The 17,071-nt window shown below is 54.5% G+C and carries 6 protein-coding genes and 1 pseudogene; 5 read left to right on the top strand and 2 right to left on the bottom strand.

Translation table 11 applies throughout. From position 1 onward, the window contains the following. Window positions 1–123: 123 nt before the first annotated feature. Window positions 124–3,168 carry a chromosome segregation protein SMC gene (locus tag SK3146_RS10760; RefSeq protein WP_249865071.1) on the top strand — a complete coding sequence of 1,015 codons (3,045 nt, stop codon included), beginning with the start codon at window positions 124–126 and terminating at the stop codon, window positions 3,166–3,168. Between the two features lie 145 nt (window positions 3,169–3,313). Here SK3146_RS10760 and SK3146_RS10755 read toward each other — a convergent pair. After that, window positions 3,314–3,416 (bottom strand): annotated as a pseudogene (locus tag SK3146_RS10755) (short-chain dehydrogenase); the annotation flags it as partial. A 65-nt stretch (window positions 3,417–3,481) separates the two neighbouring features. Then, window positions 3,482–4,402, bottom strand: coding sequence for a LysR family transcriptional regulator (locus tag SK3146_RS10750; protein WP_249865070.1), 921 nt, complete (start codon window positions 4,400–4,402; stop codon window positions 3,482–3,484). A 156-nt stretch (window positions 4,403–4,558) separates the two neighbouring features. Here SK3146_RS10750 and garD point away from each other — a divergent pair, with 156 nt between their 5' ends. The 4 genes from garD (at window position 4,559) to SK3146_RS10730 (ending at window position 16,918) form a co-directional block, all read left to right on the top strand. After that, a complete protein-coding gene (gene garD / locus SK3146_RS10745; RefSeq protein WP_249866261.1) occupies window positions 4,559–6,094 on the top strand; it encodes a galactarate dehydratase in 1,536 nt (511 codons plus the stop codon). A 175-nt stretch (window positions 6,095–6,269) separates the two neighbouring features. After that, window positions 6,270–9,761 (top strand): PA14 domain-containing protein, encoded by a 3,492-nt coding sequence (locus SK3146_RS10740; RefSeq protein WP_249865069.1) that lies wholly within the window; start codon window positions 6,270–6,272, stop codon window positions 9,759–9,761. An 18-nt stretch (window positions 9,762–9,779) separates the two neighbouring features. Continuing rightward, entirely contained in the window at window positions 9,780–11,585 is a 1,806-nt protein-coding gene (locus tag SK3146_RS10735; protein ID WP_249865068.1) for an S-layer homology domain-containing protein, read from the top strand. 26 nt (window positions 11,586–11,611) lie between these two features. Continuing rightward, window positions 11,612–16,918, top strand: coding sequence for a glycoside hydrolase domain-containing protein (locus SK3146_RS10730; protein ID WP_249865067.1), 5,307 nt, complete (start codon window positions 11,612–11,614; stop codon window positions 16,916–16,918). The last annotated feature ends 153 nt before the right edge of the window (window positions 16,919–17,071 follow it).

Below are 17,071 nucleotides of genomic sequence, written 5' to 3'. Positions count from 1 at the left end.
CAACTTGATTTGGGAAGTCCTCGAGATCACGTATTGATTGGTGGCCCCAACGGATCGGGCAAATCAACAATTACATTCTGTATGGGGGCCGTTCTTGCTTCTTCCAAGGTAGAACTTGAAGGTTTGCGTTCGCGTAACTTGCCGCCAGACAAAGTATGGAGAGCAACGATTGAGCTTGTATTTGACAACGGCGGGGACCATCCTGTAGATGCGGCCGCCTTTGTCGGCTTTCGGCTTCATTTGGAGCAGAAGCCAGGTGACCCGATACGCAAGGAATTCTGGATTTGCGAGGGGGAGCAGCCGTGGCAATGGCATAAGGAAACGCGCTACACGCCCGGAGACGGAACCTATCATCTGCATGAATACCGGCATCAACTGCAGCACAAATTCAAGGTGGACCCGGAAGCTTTCTATCTGATCTGGTATCAACAGGATGTGAATCAATTCGCTGTTATGCGGCCGGAGGAGCGTTTTCGCATTTTTAGCGAGATGACCGGGATAGAGCAGATGCAGCTCAACTGGGAGAGAGTGAAGGAAGAACGTCGCGAGGCATCGCTGGCACTTCAGACGGCAGAGAGCAATCAGCATCAACATAAGTTGAATTTGGGCAACTGGCAGCAGGAACGGGATCGTTTGATCAGCCGCAATGAACGTCGCAAGCTCGGCTTGCAGCACGCTTTAACTGCATCGGCCGCACTCCGCGAAAAGTATCGTCAGGAATGCCGAACGCTTCAGGATAAGCTCGAGGAGATGAAAGAGCGTAACGATGAAGAAATAGACAGGTGGAAGAAGTTGGAGGATGAGCGAAAGCATCATCAGGAGGAAATGAACCGAAAAACGTTGCAAAAGGAGGAACTGGACAAGCAGCTTCAGAATTTGGAGAGAGAGACGGCCGAGCTTCGGCACCGGCATGTCGACATGACAACGGAGCATCGCCAATTGGCGGATATGCTGCAGGAGTTGGCGGAGAAAATTAAAGCAGTGCCTTATTCCGAAACTGAGGCAAGAGAGCGTCTTGCTCGCGGTCAGGCAGAGGAAGCAGAGTTGCAAAGCAGACAAGAAGAAATCGATCGGGCATATCGTCAAGCGCAATCCGAACTGGATCGGTTGGCGGATGAGGTAGCCAGATTAAAATTTGAGGTTGAGGAAGACCGGCGCAAGCTTGCTGAAGCGGAAACCATGCTGGAACAATACGGGGGCAGTGCCGGACTGGAGCATGAAGCCGAGACTTTAGAATGCAAACGAAGCGATCAGCAGGATCGTGATCGGGGGCTGTGCGAGAAGATTCGTTTATTGGAGGAAGAACTGGATGCGCTGACCCGCAATGAGATTAGAAGCTTAAGGCAGGATACATCTATTCGTTATTTGGAACGCTTGGGCCTGACCGTCTTCACGATACGCGATTTACTGGAGATGGATGAACATTCTCCGTTGGAACAGGAGAAGAAGCTGGAGCCGATCAAGTATACGCTGTTTGTAGATGGCAAAAATTTTGTCGCTCCTACGGACCTCTATCATGTAGAATTACCGACTGTTATTCCCGAAAGAACGTTGGATGAGCTGAGAGAGCTCGGTCTTCGGGTGAAGCAAGGGCTTGATGATACAAGCTATGCCGCGGCGCAAAAAGCGTTATGGTGGCTTCACGGACTTTTGACTGCCGCTGAGGATGGAAAAAGAGGGCTAAGAAACGGACAATTGCTGGATGCTTGGGGGCGGCGGGGAGCGCAGGAGCAGCTTCAATGGCTGCTGAATCCCAGGGGCATTGCTTTACGAATTGAACAACTTCAGGAAGAGATCAAGAAACAGGTACGACAATTGCAAGCATTACGCAGCGAGTTCAATGATGATGAAAAACGGCTCAATCTGATACGGTCCGTTCTTCACCAAATCAGAGAAGCGGAAGCGGTCATTCGGGACGTTGTTCGGCGGGATCGGATTCGAACGGAATGGGAACGTACTGTTGCTGAGCAGAAGGAGCAGTTGCAGGATCGGGACAGGCTTCGTGCCGAAGGGCAGGACTTGAACGCGCCATTGGCGGAGCTTAAGATGACGATTCGGATACTGGAGCAATACATGGACGTTTATAACGAGGCGCGGGAGCAGAGCTTCGAGCTTGAGCGGTTACGACAGCTTGGCGAAGCGTTGGAGCAACAGAAGGAGAAGTTAAAGCAGGCGGAGAGGGAATTAGAGGATCTCTATGCAGAAGCGGATCAATTGGATCGTTCCATTGACTCTACCGCAAGACGGATGCGGGAAAAAAACCAGTTTATTGCCGACGTTCAAAGGGTAATAGATGATCTGACTCGCCAGCAAAAGCAGACAGCCGAGCGTTATGGCGTTATGGAGCAGAACTGTGCAGCGGAGCAACAATTTTATCGGGAATGGTCGGCTCGATTGCCTGCCGTCCTGGAAGCCATCGTCCAAGAGCATCCGGATTTCCCATCTGCTGCGAATTGGAATGAAGAACAGGCTAAACATGAAAAGCATGAAGCACAAGTGCGGTTGGAGCTTGCTTGCAGCGAGACGGTAGATGAGAACGCATTGGAAAACTATGAAAAAGTAAGACAAGAGTATGAACGGGGAGCACAGGAAGTACAGGAAGCCCGTTCGCTGCTTCAACAATTGGAGGACAGTTTGAAGGAACTGGAAGAGAAGCTAGTCAGAACGATTCATTATGAAGTCAATCGGGTGAATCAGATGTTTGTACGCTACATGGACATGTTTTCCTTCGACGGCGAGGTCAGTTGGGATATGCAGGAGCTGAAGCAAGGAAACATGAAGTATTTTCTTAATATTAAAGCGCGCAAGCAAGGCCACAGAGGAGCGCTTGAGGAAATCAGCATGAAAGGCAGAGGCGGGAGAGTGGGCAAAGGCGTTTCCGGTGGAGAGGAATCTCTAGGGTCTCTTCTGTTTGCATTGGCTTTGCTGAAAACGATTCAGGCCAATCCGGGATATATTGTTTTGGATGAGTTCGACAGTGCGCTGGATGAAGGCAGAAAGTCCAAAGTATTTTTGCTGTATCAAAAGGAACTGGCACGTAAAATGATTATTTTGTCTCCCAAATCCCACGAATCCGATTATGTGCAGCACTTTAATGAAGCTTTTGTCGTATATCATGATGCGACAATTCCGCAAAGTGCAATCATTAGAATTAAAAAGCGATTGTAAAGATCGTGACGTTCATAGTGAGGGGTTAGGTAAAATAACACCTTTATTACCATAATAAGAGAGAGGTTGTTCCTTGTGATCAGCCTCTTTCTTTATGATCTGGAAGGTGCGGGGCTCAGTTCCGCAAGCTCTGGAATATTACCAATTACAAATGCGAGCCTCCGCTTGCATTGCCCGGTCACCCAGCGGCTGTCTGGTGAGGCTAAAAACGCTGCGACATCGGCGAAATCCTCGGGCTGACCCCATTTTGCCGTGATGCCGCTGCGCTGTGAGGAAGTGTACTTTGGAGCTTTTGAGCGCGTGTTAACCGGTATTAGCTTTGGCCCGTCAGCCTGCCGGACCAATAACCGGCCGAGAGGGCGATAAGCTCTCGGGCTGCCAGGGAGAGGTAGCTGCCTTTTTTATAGCTGGCGGCGACTTCCCAAACCGGATTTGGCGATAGGGCGAAGAAGGAGACGCCGGCGTCCGGCTTGGCGTAGCTCATAGGGATGACCGAGCAGCAGATCCCTTCGGCGACCATTTCGAATAAAGTTCGGCAGCTTCTGGATTCCAGCAAGATGTTGGGCTCGACGCCTTCTTCGGCGGTCAGCCGGTCGTATATTTCCCGCAAGGTAGACCCCTGCTGCATGATGGCAAACGAATCCGCGGCCAGCGCGGACAGAGGGATCGGCGGCAGCGCCTCGCCCAGCTTTCCTCCCTTATGCGCGAGGGGATGCGCTTGGGGCACGGCCAAAATAATCGGTTCGCAGCCGATAGGGATGTAGCAGTCATCCGTTTTTTGAAAATCCTGCAAGGTTAAGAAACCGATATCGAGCTGACCGCGGGAGATTTCAAGCTGCTGTTGTTTTACGGGCATTTCGAGCGGTTCGATTTTTACGTGGGGATAGAGTTTGTAAAAGGCAGGGTAAATGGCGGCGAACATGTCGGTGCCCCGCTCGGGAGTCAGGCCGATCGTCAGTTTGCCTTCTTTGGCGCCGATAATGTCCTTGATTCGGCTGTAGGCGTCTTTTTTGAGGCGCATGATCCTTTTGGCATGGTCCACATAAATTTCCCCGGCTTCGGTCAAATGCCAGTTGTTCCGGGAACGGACGAAAAGCGGCGCGCCGAGCTCCTTTTCCAGCTTCAGCAGCTGTTGGTTTAACGCGGATTGCGTAATAAAAAGCTTCTCCGCGGCCCGGGTAATGTTGTTCTCTTCGGCAATTTTTACGATATATTCCAGCTGCTTCAGGTCCATTGCAATCGGCCTCCATTATACTCTTAATAAAATTAAGAGAACTCTAACAACAATGAATTTTACTAACGAGTACATTCAGATTACGATGTTTTTGTATAAACGACAACCTTAGCGATACGGAAGTGATTCATTATCGAGAGGAGGAGTTGTGTGACGATGAATGCCAAGCCGCTATCGGAAGAAAAGCCACTGTATATTCGAGTGAACCCGAAGGATAACATCGCGATCATTGCGAATCCCGGGGGGCTTCCGCCAGGAACGCGTTTTCCTTGCGGACTTGAACTGATTCAGTATGTTCCCCAAGGACATAAGGCGGCGCTGACGGATATAGGCCAAGACGAAGCCATTATAAGGTACGGAGAAGTGATCGGCTATGCGGCTCATCCTATTGCCCGAGGAGGCCGGGTCGACGAGTCGTCGGTGCAGATGCCGACGCCGCCGAGGTTGGAGGAGCTGCCGCTCGCCTGCAATGTGCCGGACCCGCTGCCTCCCCTGGAGGGGTATACGTTTGAAGGATATTTGAACGACGACGGCAGCGTCGGCACGAAAAATATTCTCGGCATTACGACCAGCGTGCAATGTGTCGCCGGCGTGCTGCAGTATGCGGTCCAACGCATCAAGGCGGAGCTGCTGCCCGGCTATCCGAACGTCGAGGACGTCATCGCCTTAACGCATACTTACGGATGCGGGGTGGCGATCGACGCGCCGGACGCCGTCATTCCCATTCGCACGGTGCAGAACCTTGCGCGGAACCCGAATTTCGGTGGCGAGCTGATGGTTGTCGGGCTGGGCTGCGAGAAGCTGCTTCCCGACCGATTAGTGCCGGACGGCGATGCCGGGCAGATTGTATCCTTGCAGGATAACCGCGGGTTTATCCCGATGGTCGAGGCGATTATGAAGATGGCCGAAGCACGGCTTGTTAAACTGAACGAGCGGCGGCGTATCACCTGTCCCGCATCTTCCTTGGTCGTTGGCCTGCAGTGCGGCGGCAGCGACGCTTTCTCGGGGATTACGGCCAATCCGGCCGTCGGTTTTGCCGCCGATTTATTGGTCCGCGCGGGAGCTACGGTCATGTTCTCCGAGGTAACCGAAGTCAGGGACGCCATTCATTTATTGACGCCGCGGGCAGCGAGCGAAGAAGTCGGCCGCGCTTTGATTCGCGAAATGCAATGGTACGATGATTATTTGCGGAGAGGCTGGGCGGATCGCAGCGCCAATACGACCCCCGGGAATAAAAAAGGGGGGCTTTCCAATATTGTGGAAAAGTCGCTCGGCTCCGTCGTCAAGTCGGGCACGAGCCCGATCATGGGCGTTGTTCCCCCCGGCGAGAGGGCGACGCAGAAAGGGCTGCTGTTCGCGGCGACGCCTGCCAGCGATTTTGTATGCGGCACATTGCAGCTGGCCTCCGGCATCAACATGCAGGTGTTCACCACGGGAAGAGGGACGCCGTACAGTTTGGCGGCCGCGCCGGTCATCAAGGTGTCCACGCGAACTTCGCTCGCCGAGCAGTGGCATGATCTGATCGATCTGAACGCGGGAACGATTGCAACGGGGGAGGCGACGATTGAAGAGGTGGGATGGGAGCTGTTCCGTCTGATTTTGGACGTGGCCGGCGGAAGAAAGAAAACATGGGCGGATCAGTGGGGAATCCACAATGATTTGGCCTTGTTCAATCCTGCTCCGATTACTTGAATATGAGGCTCAGGTTGTAAAAGCTGACGACGGCGTCTTTGCCGATGTCGGCTTTTTTGGCTTGCTTTTAACAAAATCAAAATATTTTCTCTTTGTTAATTGTATTGTATAACGATTATTTAGTAGGTATAGTTCCCTAATGTACGAGATATTGATTTTGGGAGGGAAGAAAGAAGTGAAAAAGAGTTTTGCGCTGCTTACTCGCGCGCTTGCCGCAGTCCTGCTGTGGACGTCGCTGTTCTCCGCAGGCGTTGCGCCGGGCCGTTCCGTCTATGCCGAGCCGGCGGCTGCGAATGTCTTTGCGGCAAGCTCCGTAACGGCATCGGCGTACGGTTATGTATCCGACAAGTACAAACCGTCGCAGGCGATTGACGGGAATCTTACATCTAGCAAATGGGTCTATCAGGGCGGCGAGAGCTTGCCGGATACCCGAAATCCGTATTGGCTCAAGATCGACGCGGGGGTCGAAGCTTCGGTCAATCAATTTATGATTGCGCATGCGGGCTCCGCCGGTGAACCGGCAGGCTACAATACCCGGGATTTCACTATCGAGACCAGCGACGATGACGTGAACTGGACGCCCGTCGTTACGGTAACGGGGAATACATACGCCGTGACGACGCATCGGTTGGAATCGCCGGTCACGGCAAGATATTTCAAGCTGAACATTACGAACCCCGGCGACGCGGATGCATCGACTGGACGCTATACGGCCCAAATCTATGAATTTCAGGCATACGGCACGATAGAATCCCCGGCAGCGCCGGCGCCGCTGGCATCTTTGGCCGCCGCCCGGACGCAAGATCAGGGGCTGCTTGCCGAATATTACACCGGCAAAAGCGATTTTGGCTTCGGGGATTATAAAGCGACGACGGTCGATCCAGAGATCAATTTCACCAATCTGGAACCGGCGCTGCAAACCTGGACGGGCCAGCAGGATCATGTCAACATTCGTTGGACGGGTCAAATCATGCCGCCGCAAACGGATGATTACACGTTCTATATGATCGGGGACAACGGGTTCCGCCTCTGGGTCGACGACAAGCCGGTCATTGACCATTGGGTGAACGATTGGGATAAAGAACAAACTAGCGGCCCGGTTTCATTAGAAGGCGGTAAGAAATACAATTTGAAGATTGAATATTTCGAAGATTCAGGCGGTTCGAACTTGTATTTGCGCTGGGCGGCGCCCGGCATGAGCAAGTCCATCGTTCCAAGCGATGCGCTCTTCCTGCCGCAAGGATATACCGGCCCGGCATCGGCAGCCGTTCCGAAGGAAGGGTCAAGCATCTCGCTCGCGATGACGGCGGACTTGGGCGCAATACCCGCAGGTTTAGCGCCGCATTGGGCCGTAACGGCGGATGGTCAAGCCATCGCAGTTCAATCGGTAGAGCAAGGTGCAAATTCTGCGGTGCTCCGATTGAATTTGGCCGACACCGTGAAGCCGGGTCAGCGAGTGAACGTCGCCTACGACGGACAAGGAGCGCTGCAATATGCGAGCGGCACCCCTGTCGCAAGCTTTAAGTTCAACCCGGCGAATGCGTCCGAAGTAGTCAATTACGCGCCGATCGCCATTGCTATGTCGTTCTACGGCAGCCCGAAGACGAACCGCTCGTTTGCCTGGTATACAAGCTACGAGAAGCCGCAGAACGCACCTGCGAACGCGACGGACAGCATCGTGGAGATCGTGGCGGCGGATCAGGATTTTAACTCGGCCTCCGTGAAGCGATTTGCCGGGAAACCGGAAGATACGCGAATTTTAAATCTCAAAATTACGAATTCGACAAGCGGTTCCTTCATAAGCCACAAAGTGCTGGCGGAAGGGCTGACGCCGGGGACAGCCTATAAGTACCGGGTGGGCAGCGCCGGCAACTGGAGCCCCGAGGGCAGCTTTATGACGGAAGCGGAGAACGAGAACGATTATGAGTTTTTGTATATGACGGATTCTCAAGGCTCCAATTCGCAAGATTACGAAGTGTTCGCTAACACGCTGAAGCAAGGTCTTGAGCATTACCCGAACGCCAAGTTTATGGTGATGACCGGGGATCAGGTGGATGCCGGCTCTCTGGAATCGCAGTGGCTCGATTATTTCGGCAAGCCGCAGAACATGTTCCTCAAGCTGCCTATCATGGCCGCAGTAGGCAATCATGAAGGTCCCTATAACGATAACTATTATTACCATTTTAACTACCCGAACGACTCGATTCAGAATCCTCTGCCTCCGGGCAGCGTGTATTCGTACGACTACGGCGATGCGCATATTATGGTCTTGAATACGATGGATATCGGCTGGGACGACCGCCAGAAGGAATCGTTCCGCCAGCAGGTCGAGTGGCTGAAGAAGGAAGTGGCCCAAACCGATAAGAAGTGGAAGATCGTAGCGTTCCACAAAGCGATCTACTCGCTCGGCAACCACGCGCTGGATACGGATATTTTGGATATGAGACAAATGCTGTACCTTGTCTTCGATCAACTCGGGATCGACGTCGTGCTGCAAGGGCATGACCATACGTTTATGAGATCTTATCAAATGTATAACGATAAGCCGGTCGCCGACGTGCAGAAGGACGAGAATGGGAACGCGCTCAATCCGGACGGCACCTTGTATATGATCAACAACTCCGCAGGGACCAAATATTACGATTTGAAAAACGGCGTTGACCGCTATTACGCGGCGGTATACGAGCAGCCGTACGAACCGATTTATTCGGGAATCAAAATGACGGATAACAGCTTTACCATCGAGTCCTATAAATCGGGACAAGCCAAACCGTTCGACACGTATACCATCGTCAGAACGGACAGTAAGCCGAACCCGGTCGGCCAACTGACGGCCGGCAAGACGGGGGACGGCAAAGCGGTTCTTTCCTGGAACCGGCCGCAGCCCGCAGATGAAGCGGACGAAGTGCGAGGCTTTAGAATTTATGAAACGAGCGGCAAGCTCGGTATGAACTGGAGCGACTATGTTCCGGCCGAGAAGGGCAGGGACGCTTATCAATACATTGCGGCAGGCACCGTTCCCGGCGAAACGTATGAGTTCGCAGTCAAAGCCGTCGATAAACGGGACAATTCGGAGGCAAGCATCATAAGCACTTCGGGCAATCTGCCTGCGGCGCCAACTTCTCCGCTTGTGGATGACGGATACAATACGTTCGGCTGGACGAATGTCCCCGGGTATGGCGAGTTGGCCGACTATGAGTACAGTATCGACGGCGGCAAGCAATGGCTTCCGGTAACCGCCAATCCGCAGCCGGTCGGAGATGACGACTATCCTGCCGGAGCCGTGCAGGTGCGTGTGAAAGCGAACGCCGCCACGGGAGCGGAGGCGGGCTTGGCGCTCGTCTCGAACAAGCCGTTCACCGTGAATCATATTCTCGATACGTACAAGATTACAGGCGAGATCAAGCGGGCGAGGCAGCTGCAGGTTAACGTCGCATTGGAGCCGATGGCCGAATACGCAGCAGACGCCTATACGGTATTCGAGCTGCTGGACGGAGACACGCCGATTCTGGTCAATGCCGTTCCGGTCAAGCAAAACAAGCTGACGTTCACTCAGTACTTCAATGTGACGGGCGGAAATTATAAGGTCAAAGTATTCGTGATCGACCGATTTACAAGCGATTTGAATGTGCCGAATCAGCTGGCAAGACCTATTACGCTGCAATGAAAGTGAGGATGGAATCCGTTGAAAAAAATAGCTGCGGCCCTTCTGGCATTGATCTTCATGCTCTCTACGCTGCCGGCTTACGCGGCTTCGGCTTCCTTTACGCTCAATTTGAGCGCGAAGGAAGTGCAGCGAGGCGGTGAAATCATCCTTTCCGGGACGACGGAGAGCGATGATACCGATGTCGTGGTGAAGATTGTCAGGCCGAACCAAACGATCTTATATATCGATTCCGTAGCTCCTTCTATGGGGAGCTATTCCGCCAAGGTGAAGATTCCGGACGACGAAAATTTCGCTCCATACGGCGAGTATAAAGTAGCGGCGGGCAGTAAGGGCCGGACGGAAAGCCGGACGTTTGTCATCGTGGACCCGAACGGCAGCGGAGGCGGTACCGATCCGGACAACGGAGGCGGTACGAATCCAGGCGATGGTGGCGGCACCGACCCGGGCAACGGAGGCGGCACGAATCCAGGCGATGGTGGCGGTACCGACCCGGGTAACGGAGGCGGCACGTATCCGGGCGAGGGTGGCAGTACCGATCCGGGCAACGGCGGAGGGGAAACGCCAGGCAGCGGAGGAAAGCCGAACCGTCCTCATCAGAGTTCGAGCGGTACGGAAACGGCAGCGGATGGGGGCGGCATTCCGTCCGGCGCAGGGAAAGCATCTGACGGCGTCGTACAGCCGGACAGCTCCGAAGACGGGCGTTATGTTTTCGGCAGCGATACGCTGGCGCAGGCGATAGCGCAAGCGAAGGATGCCGTAACGATTCAGCTTCCGGCAGAGGCCGGCGTATCGGGCCAAGCGTTGGAGTTCCCTGCCAAATCGCTGCAGGATCTTCAAGACAAGAACCTCGATTTGATCATTCAAGACGGCGATCATACCGTTCGTTTTCCGGCGGGCTCCATTGCCGCTTTCTCGGACGAAGTTCAGTCTCGGATTCGCATCGAACTGAACTTCGCGTGGACGGAAGAAGCGAAAGACCTGCTGAGCCGTTCGCTGAAGAACCAGCCGGATTATACCGGTACCGGAGTGATTCTGTCCGTCGTCATTAAGGCGATATCCGGAGATAGCATGACGGAAATCCACGAGCTGGATAAGCCCGCCGCCGTGATGATCCGGCTGACGCCGGAGCAGGAGCGGGCGATTTCGACCGAGCGGGCCGGAGTTTATTACGTAGACGGCAAGCAAGCCGAATATGTGGGCGGCACGATCCGTCAGGGCGTTCTCACATTTGCGGCGGCGCATTTCTCGTATTATACGCTCCTTGAATATAACAAAGCATTTGCTGACGTATCCGGGCATTGGGCGGAGCCGGCCGTTCTCTCGCTGGCTGCCAAGCGCATTGTGGACGGCGTCGACGACCGTCATTACGAGCCGGGCCGGGCGATCACGCGGGCGGAATTCGTGACCTTGATCATGCGCGCGTTGAAATGGCAGGGAACCGCGTCTCCGGCGGCAGCGGCGAATCCGTTCTCGGACGTAGGGTCGAGCGAGTATTATTCCCGGTCCGTGGCGGAAGCGGCATGGCTCGGCATCGTGTCGGGCTATAACGGCGCCTTCCGGCCGAACGACAAGATCACGAGAGAAGAAGCGGTCATCGTTTTAGTGCAGGCGGCTCCTTACTTCAATCTGACCGCAGCGGCGAAAGCGGCGCCCGACTTCGCGGATATGAACGAGGTAGCGTCTTGGGCGGAGGCGGCCGTGAAGGAAGCTTGGTCCAAAGGATTAATTGAAGGGGACGGCGTTCGGTTTCATCCGAAACAATCCGTTACCCGGGCCGAGGTGGCCGTTATGATCTACCGGCTGCTGCCGAAAGGATCTTTATAAATCGAAAGCGGGAGGACCCCATCGCAATGTGGAAAAAAATCATTTCAGTTGTCATGACGGGCGTATTCGTTTACAGCATGCTGACTCCGTTTGCCATGGGAACCGTATCGGCAGCGCCCGACAATGCGCTTCCGGTCGCCGAGACCCGAAACGTGGCGCTCAACGCCAAGGTCACGGCATCGGGGCAGTGCAACGCCAATGAGAGCGCAAGCGCAGCGGTTGACGGCAAGAACGATACGAAGTGGTGCGACAATTCGAATACGGCGAACAAATGGTTAATGCTCGATTTGGGCCAGGAATACAATATGAACGAATGGGTTGTCAAAAACGCCGCCATCGGCGAATCGACGAACAGCCCGTTCTGGAACACCAAAGACTTTCGTTTGCAGATGAGTCAAGACGGGCAGACATGGCTCGATGTCGATACGGTCAAAAATAACGTGCAAACGATCGTTAAGCGCTATGTGCCGACATTTACGGCTCAGTACGTAAGATTGTACGTCGATAAAGGAGCCTACGACAACAATACGGTTCGTCTGTACGAGCTGGAAATTTACGGAACGGACAGTGACAAGCAGCCGGTCTACCCGGCCGCAAACCTTGCTCCCGTCGATTATGTAGACCCGTTTATTAACACGTTGGGGGACAACGGACAGACGAACCCGGGGCCGACGACGCCTTTCGGTCTGGTTTCCTTGGGACCCGATAGCGACGGCGGAGCCTTCAGCGGGTATTACTACCAGGATAAATATTTGAAGGGCTTCTCCCATTTGCGCTTTAGCGGCGTAGGCTGCAGCGGCGCAGGCGGCAACATCCTAATGATGCCGGAAACCCGCGCATTTACGAAAAACCGGGACGAGTACAAGCAGCGGTACGATAAAAACAGCGAGCAAGCTTCGCCCGGCTACTACGGCGTTCAATTGGCGTCGGGCATCGGCGTCGAGCTTACGGCATCGCATAATGTAGGCTTCCATCGTTACACCTTCCCTGACGCCGATACCGGATCGGTGCTGGTCGACCTGTCCAATTCCTATGCGGGCATGGTGGACGCCAATCTGACGGTGGAAGGCAGCGATGAAATTTCCGGGATGATCCAATCGCAAAATGTATGCGGCCACGGATACTATACGATGTATTATTCCATCCAGTTTGACCATGATTTCGATTCCTACACGTCCTGGCAGGCAGACGCGGTAGGAGAGGTCGCTCAGCGCAGCGGCTCGAACAGCGGCGTATGGGTGAATTTCAATACGCGGGATCATCAAGTGATTCAAGCCAGAGTCGGCCTCTCGACGATCAGCGTCGAACAGGCGAAGTACGAGCGGGACCACGACATCGCGAATTGGGATTTCGACGCGCAGCAGGCCAAGTCGAGAAACGCTTGGGACGAGCTGCTGAGCAAGGTGGAAATCACCGATGCGGATGAACAGAACAAGCGGGTCTTCTATACGCAGCTGTACCATACGTTTCTTCATCCGAATAATGTGACGAGTTCGAACGACACCTTCAAAGCGGGAAGAGACGAGAACACGATTCGTCAAGTCTCCGAGTTCGGCGGCGATTTCGAGTATTATAACGGCTGGACGACGTGGGACGACTTCCGCAAATATTCGCTGTTCTCCGTGCTGGCTCCGAAACAATACGAGAACATGGTCAAGTCTCTTGTCGATTTGTATAGTACAAGAGGCTCCTATACGCAATGGGGCGACGGTTATTGGCCGAGTCCTACAGTGAGAAACGAGTTCAACGGCGCGGTCATTCTCGATGCGTACGCCAAAGGCTTTACGGACTTTGACGTGTACAAAGCGCTCAAAGGGATGGCCGTTGACGCGGACAATTTCTCGATCAGCGACGGGGAAATTTCCGGCAAGCTGGAGAAGGCCAACAGCGCCTCGTTCCCGATGAAGCTCGCCCAGCTGATCGGGGACCGCGATACGTACGAGAAGTACAAACGGCTTGCGCTGTCTTACAAGCAGCTCTGGAACCCGAATCAGGTCGACGAGAACGGAGAGAAGCGCGGCTTCTTTACTCCGAACGGACAGACGGTGAGCAAGGGAGATATTTTGGCAGTAGATAAATATGCTTATCAGGGCAATCTGTGGACGTACCGCTGGTCCGTGCCCCAAGACATTAACGGGCTGGCCGGCCTGATGGGCGGCAAAAAAGAAATGGCCGAGCAGCTGCAGCATTTTTTCAAAATCAACGAGTATATGGCGATCAACGAACCGGATTTGCATGTCCCTTATTTGTTCAATTATTTGGGGTATCCGTATTTAACCCAATATTATGCAAGACAGTATACGACGGAAGTCGTTACGCAAAAATATCATAACCACGGGCCTTACGCCTATCCGATGAAATCCCGGGTGTACCGCGACGATCCGGAAGGATACTTGCAATCGATGGACGACGACGCCGGCGGCATGTCCTCGTGGTTCGTGTACAGCGCGCTCGGCTTGTTCCCGGGCAATCCGGGCGAAGCGAGCTTCCTGATCGGCTCTCCGATTTTCTCGGAGGTGAAGCTGCATCTGGACAACGGCAAGACGTTTACGATTAAAGCTAACCATGTGTCCAGCAAAAACCGCTTTATTCAATCCGCGCATTTGAACGGAAATAACCTGAACCAATCGTGGATCAAGTACAGCGATATGATGTCGGGCGGCACATTGGAATTCGATATGGATGCCGTGCCGAATACGAGCTGGGGAGCAACGCCCAGCGCAGCGCCTCCGACCATGGATTTTACGGCTGAAGCGGACAACGCCTTGACGCGCCAAACGCTGATCGCCGAGCAATCCGTATGGAAATATTACGACAAGGGCCAATACGCCGGCAGCGGCTGGAACGGCCCGGAATACGACGACAGCCGCTGGGCGGAAGGCCAGGCTATGCTGGGCTACGACAATACCGGCAAGGTCAAGACGAAGGTAAGCTACGGACCGGATGCCAACAACAAGTATCCGACGACGTATTTCCGCAAAACCTTCGAGGTATCCGATGCGAGCGATATTCTCGAGCTGGACGCCGGTCTCATCCGCGACGACGGGGCTATCGTCTACTTGAACGGTCATGAAGTGATCCGTACGAATATGCCCGCCGGTCCGGTGAACTATAATACGTACGCGAACGCGACGGTCAATGACGAGCGGGACCGCAATGCGTATCAGATCGATCCTGCGTATTTGGTGCCGGGGACGAATGTCATTTCCGCCGAGGTGCATCAGGTGAATGCGACGAGCTCGGACATCGCCTTCGAGTTCAGCCTGGAAGCGGTGAAGCGGATGATGAAGCCGGACGCTCCGACCGAACCGGTCGTGGACGATAAGGCGAATACCTTCGGGTGGACGTTCGTTCCCGGCTTCGAGCAGCCGTCCGAATACGAGTACAGTACGGACGGCGGCTTGAAGTGGAAGCCGGTGACGGCGAACCCGCAAACGGTAGGTCCGCTCGAATTTGCAGCGGGCAAGGTGCAGGTGCGCGTGAAGGCGGACGAAGCTTCCGGGCGCACGGCAGGTCAAGAACTGATCTCGAATGCCGGATACACTTCGGACATTCAGTGGGATGTGTACGATCTGCAGGTGGATGTGAACCGGAGCGGCAATATGGATGTTCAGGTCAAGGGGACATTGACAGGCCAATATGCGGATTCCGCCGTGGTCGTGTTTCAATTAATGGACGGCAACGAACGGGCCTTGATGTCCAATGCCGTGCCTGTGGAAACCGGAGGCTTCCAGCTTTCTCAGCTGTTCAACGTCAATGCGAGCAAGTACCAGATGAACGTGTATTTGGTCGACGCCTATAACGGCAACATCTATGACTCGCTGTGGCTCGCGGCACCGGTCGTATCGCAGCCGGAGCCGGCAACCGAACCGGAGCCGAAGCCGCCGGTCGAAGAGCCGCTGCCGGAACCCCTTCCGCTCCCGGAGGAGGAGCCGGACGTTCCGGAGGTTCCGGAAGTGCCCGGCCAGCCTGGGGATGACGGCTTGACGCTTCAGTTCGAGAACCGCACGGAATGGTCGTCCGATGTAAACACGTTCAATAACAATCCGCTCAAAACCGAAGCGGGCAATAACGGGACGGTCGTCGCCAACACGTTTACCGGCGCCTGGCTTGCCTATGATAACTTTGATTTCGGCACTCCGGGTGCCAATCAGATGACGGTCGAATATGATGCGCCGACGAATAAAGTGCCGGTGGGAAGCCGGCTGGAAATTCGTCTGGACGCGGTCGACGGCGAGCTGGTCGGAACTGTGGATCTGCCGAATACGGGCAGCGGCTGGGGAACGTATAAGACGACGCAAGCCCAGCTAAGCAGAACGATTACCGGCAAGCAGCGGCTGGTGATCGTAATGAAAGGCAGCACGACGAGTGCGCTGCCTTATATCGGCAACTTTGACCGGATGACCTTCGGCTACCAGAAAATCAGAACCGACTTCGCCAAGCTTGAACTGGAGACGTACGATGAGTGGTCTACCGCTTCCAATCCGGCGAACAACAGTCCGCTGAAAACGGAGAACGGCAAGAGCGGCCAGCAGGTTGCCAATACGTTCAGCGGCGCCTGGCTTGCCTATAAGAGGATGGATTTCGGCAGCGGCGGCGTGAACGAGCTGTCCATCGAGTATTCGGGCAACAGTACGAATTGCGCGGCCGATTCCGCTGTAGAAATTCGCTTGGGCGGCGTGGACGGCCTGCTGGTCGGCAAGATTGCCGTGCCTCCGACCGCTGCCTCCTGGGGAACTTACCGTACGGTTACCGGAGAGCTGACGCAAATCGTCACCGGACTGCAGGACGTTTACTTCGTGCTGACGGGTACGACGGATTCGACGTATAAATATATCGGCAATTTCGACAATGCGAGCTTTACCTTAAGCGAGCAGGCGCCGGAGCAGGATGTGACCGTGGAATTTGAAGCCCGTTCCGCCTGGACGACGGCGGTGAACACGTTCAATAACAACCCGTTAAAAACGGAAAGCAACAACGGCGGGACGACCGTCGGCAACACGTTTAACGGCGCCTGGATGGCTTACAACGACGTCGATTTCGGGACGAAAGGGAAAAATTACCTGGAGATCGTCTACGACGCGCCTTCGCAGAAAGCGCCTGCCGATGTTGCAGCCGAAATCCGTTTGAACGATAAGGACGGCCCGGTGATCGGCACGTTGAGCCTGCCCAATACGGGCTCGGGCTGGGGCACCTACAATACGGCCGGCGGCCGGCTGAACCAGCTGGTGAGCGGCAAGCAAACCGTCTGCGTCGTATTCAAGGGATCGACGACATCCAGCCTCATGTATGTAGGTAACCTGGATAAGATGAAATTTTCGATGAAACAGTAGACAGCGGAATATGAACGGCTAATTGCCAATGAAACGCTTGGGCTTCCAAGCGTTTTTTTGCCTGCCCTGAATTCGGACATTTAACCCCCGAAATCGGATGATCGTCACCATTTTGCGGGAAGCACGGCGTGCCGAGCGGGGTGCGATTGGATG

It is taken from the genome of Paenibacillus konkukensis (assembly GCF_023523925.1).
Lineage (GTDB): Bacteria > Bacillota > Bacilli > Paenibacillales > NBRC-103111 > Paenibacillus_S > Paenibacillus_S doosanensis.
Note: the sequence above shows the minus strand (reverse complement) of the source record. Positions and strands in the feature narration are given on the sequence as shown.

What these genes read in the sequence shown, in the direction of transcription:
- SK3146_RS10750 (WP_249865070.1), bottom strand. Translation starts at nt 4,402, where the DNA reads ATGGACCTGAAGCAGCTGGAATATATCGTAAAAATTGCCGAAGAGAAC.
- garD (WP_249866261.1), top strand. Translation starts at nt 4,559, where the DNA reads ATGAATGCCAAGCCGCTATCGGAAGAAAAGCCACTGTATATTCGAGTG.
- SK3146_RS10730 (WP_249865067.1), top strand. Translation starts at nt 11,612, where the DNA reads ATGTGGAAAAAAATCATTTCAGTTGTCATGACGGGCGTATTCGTTTAC.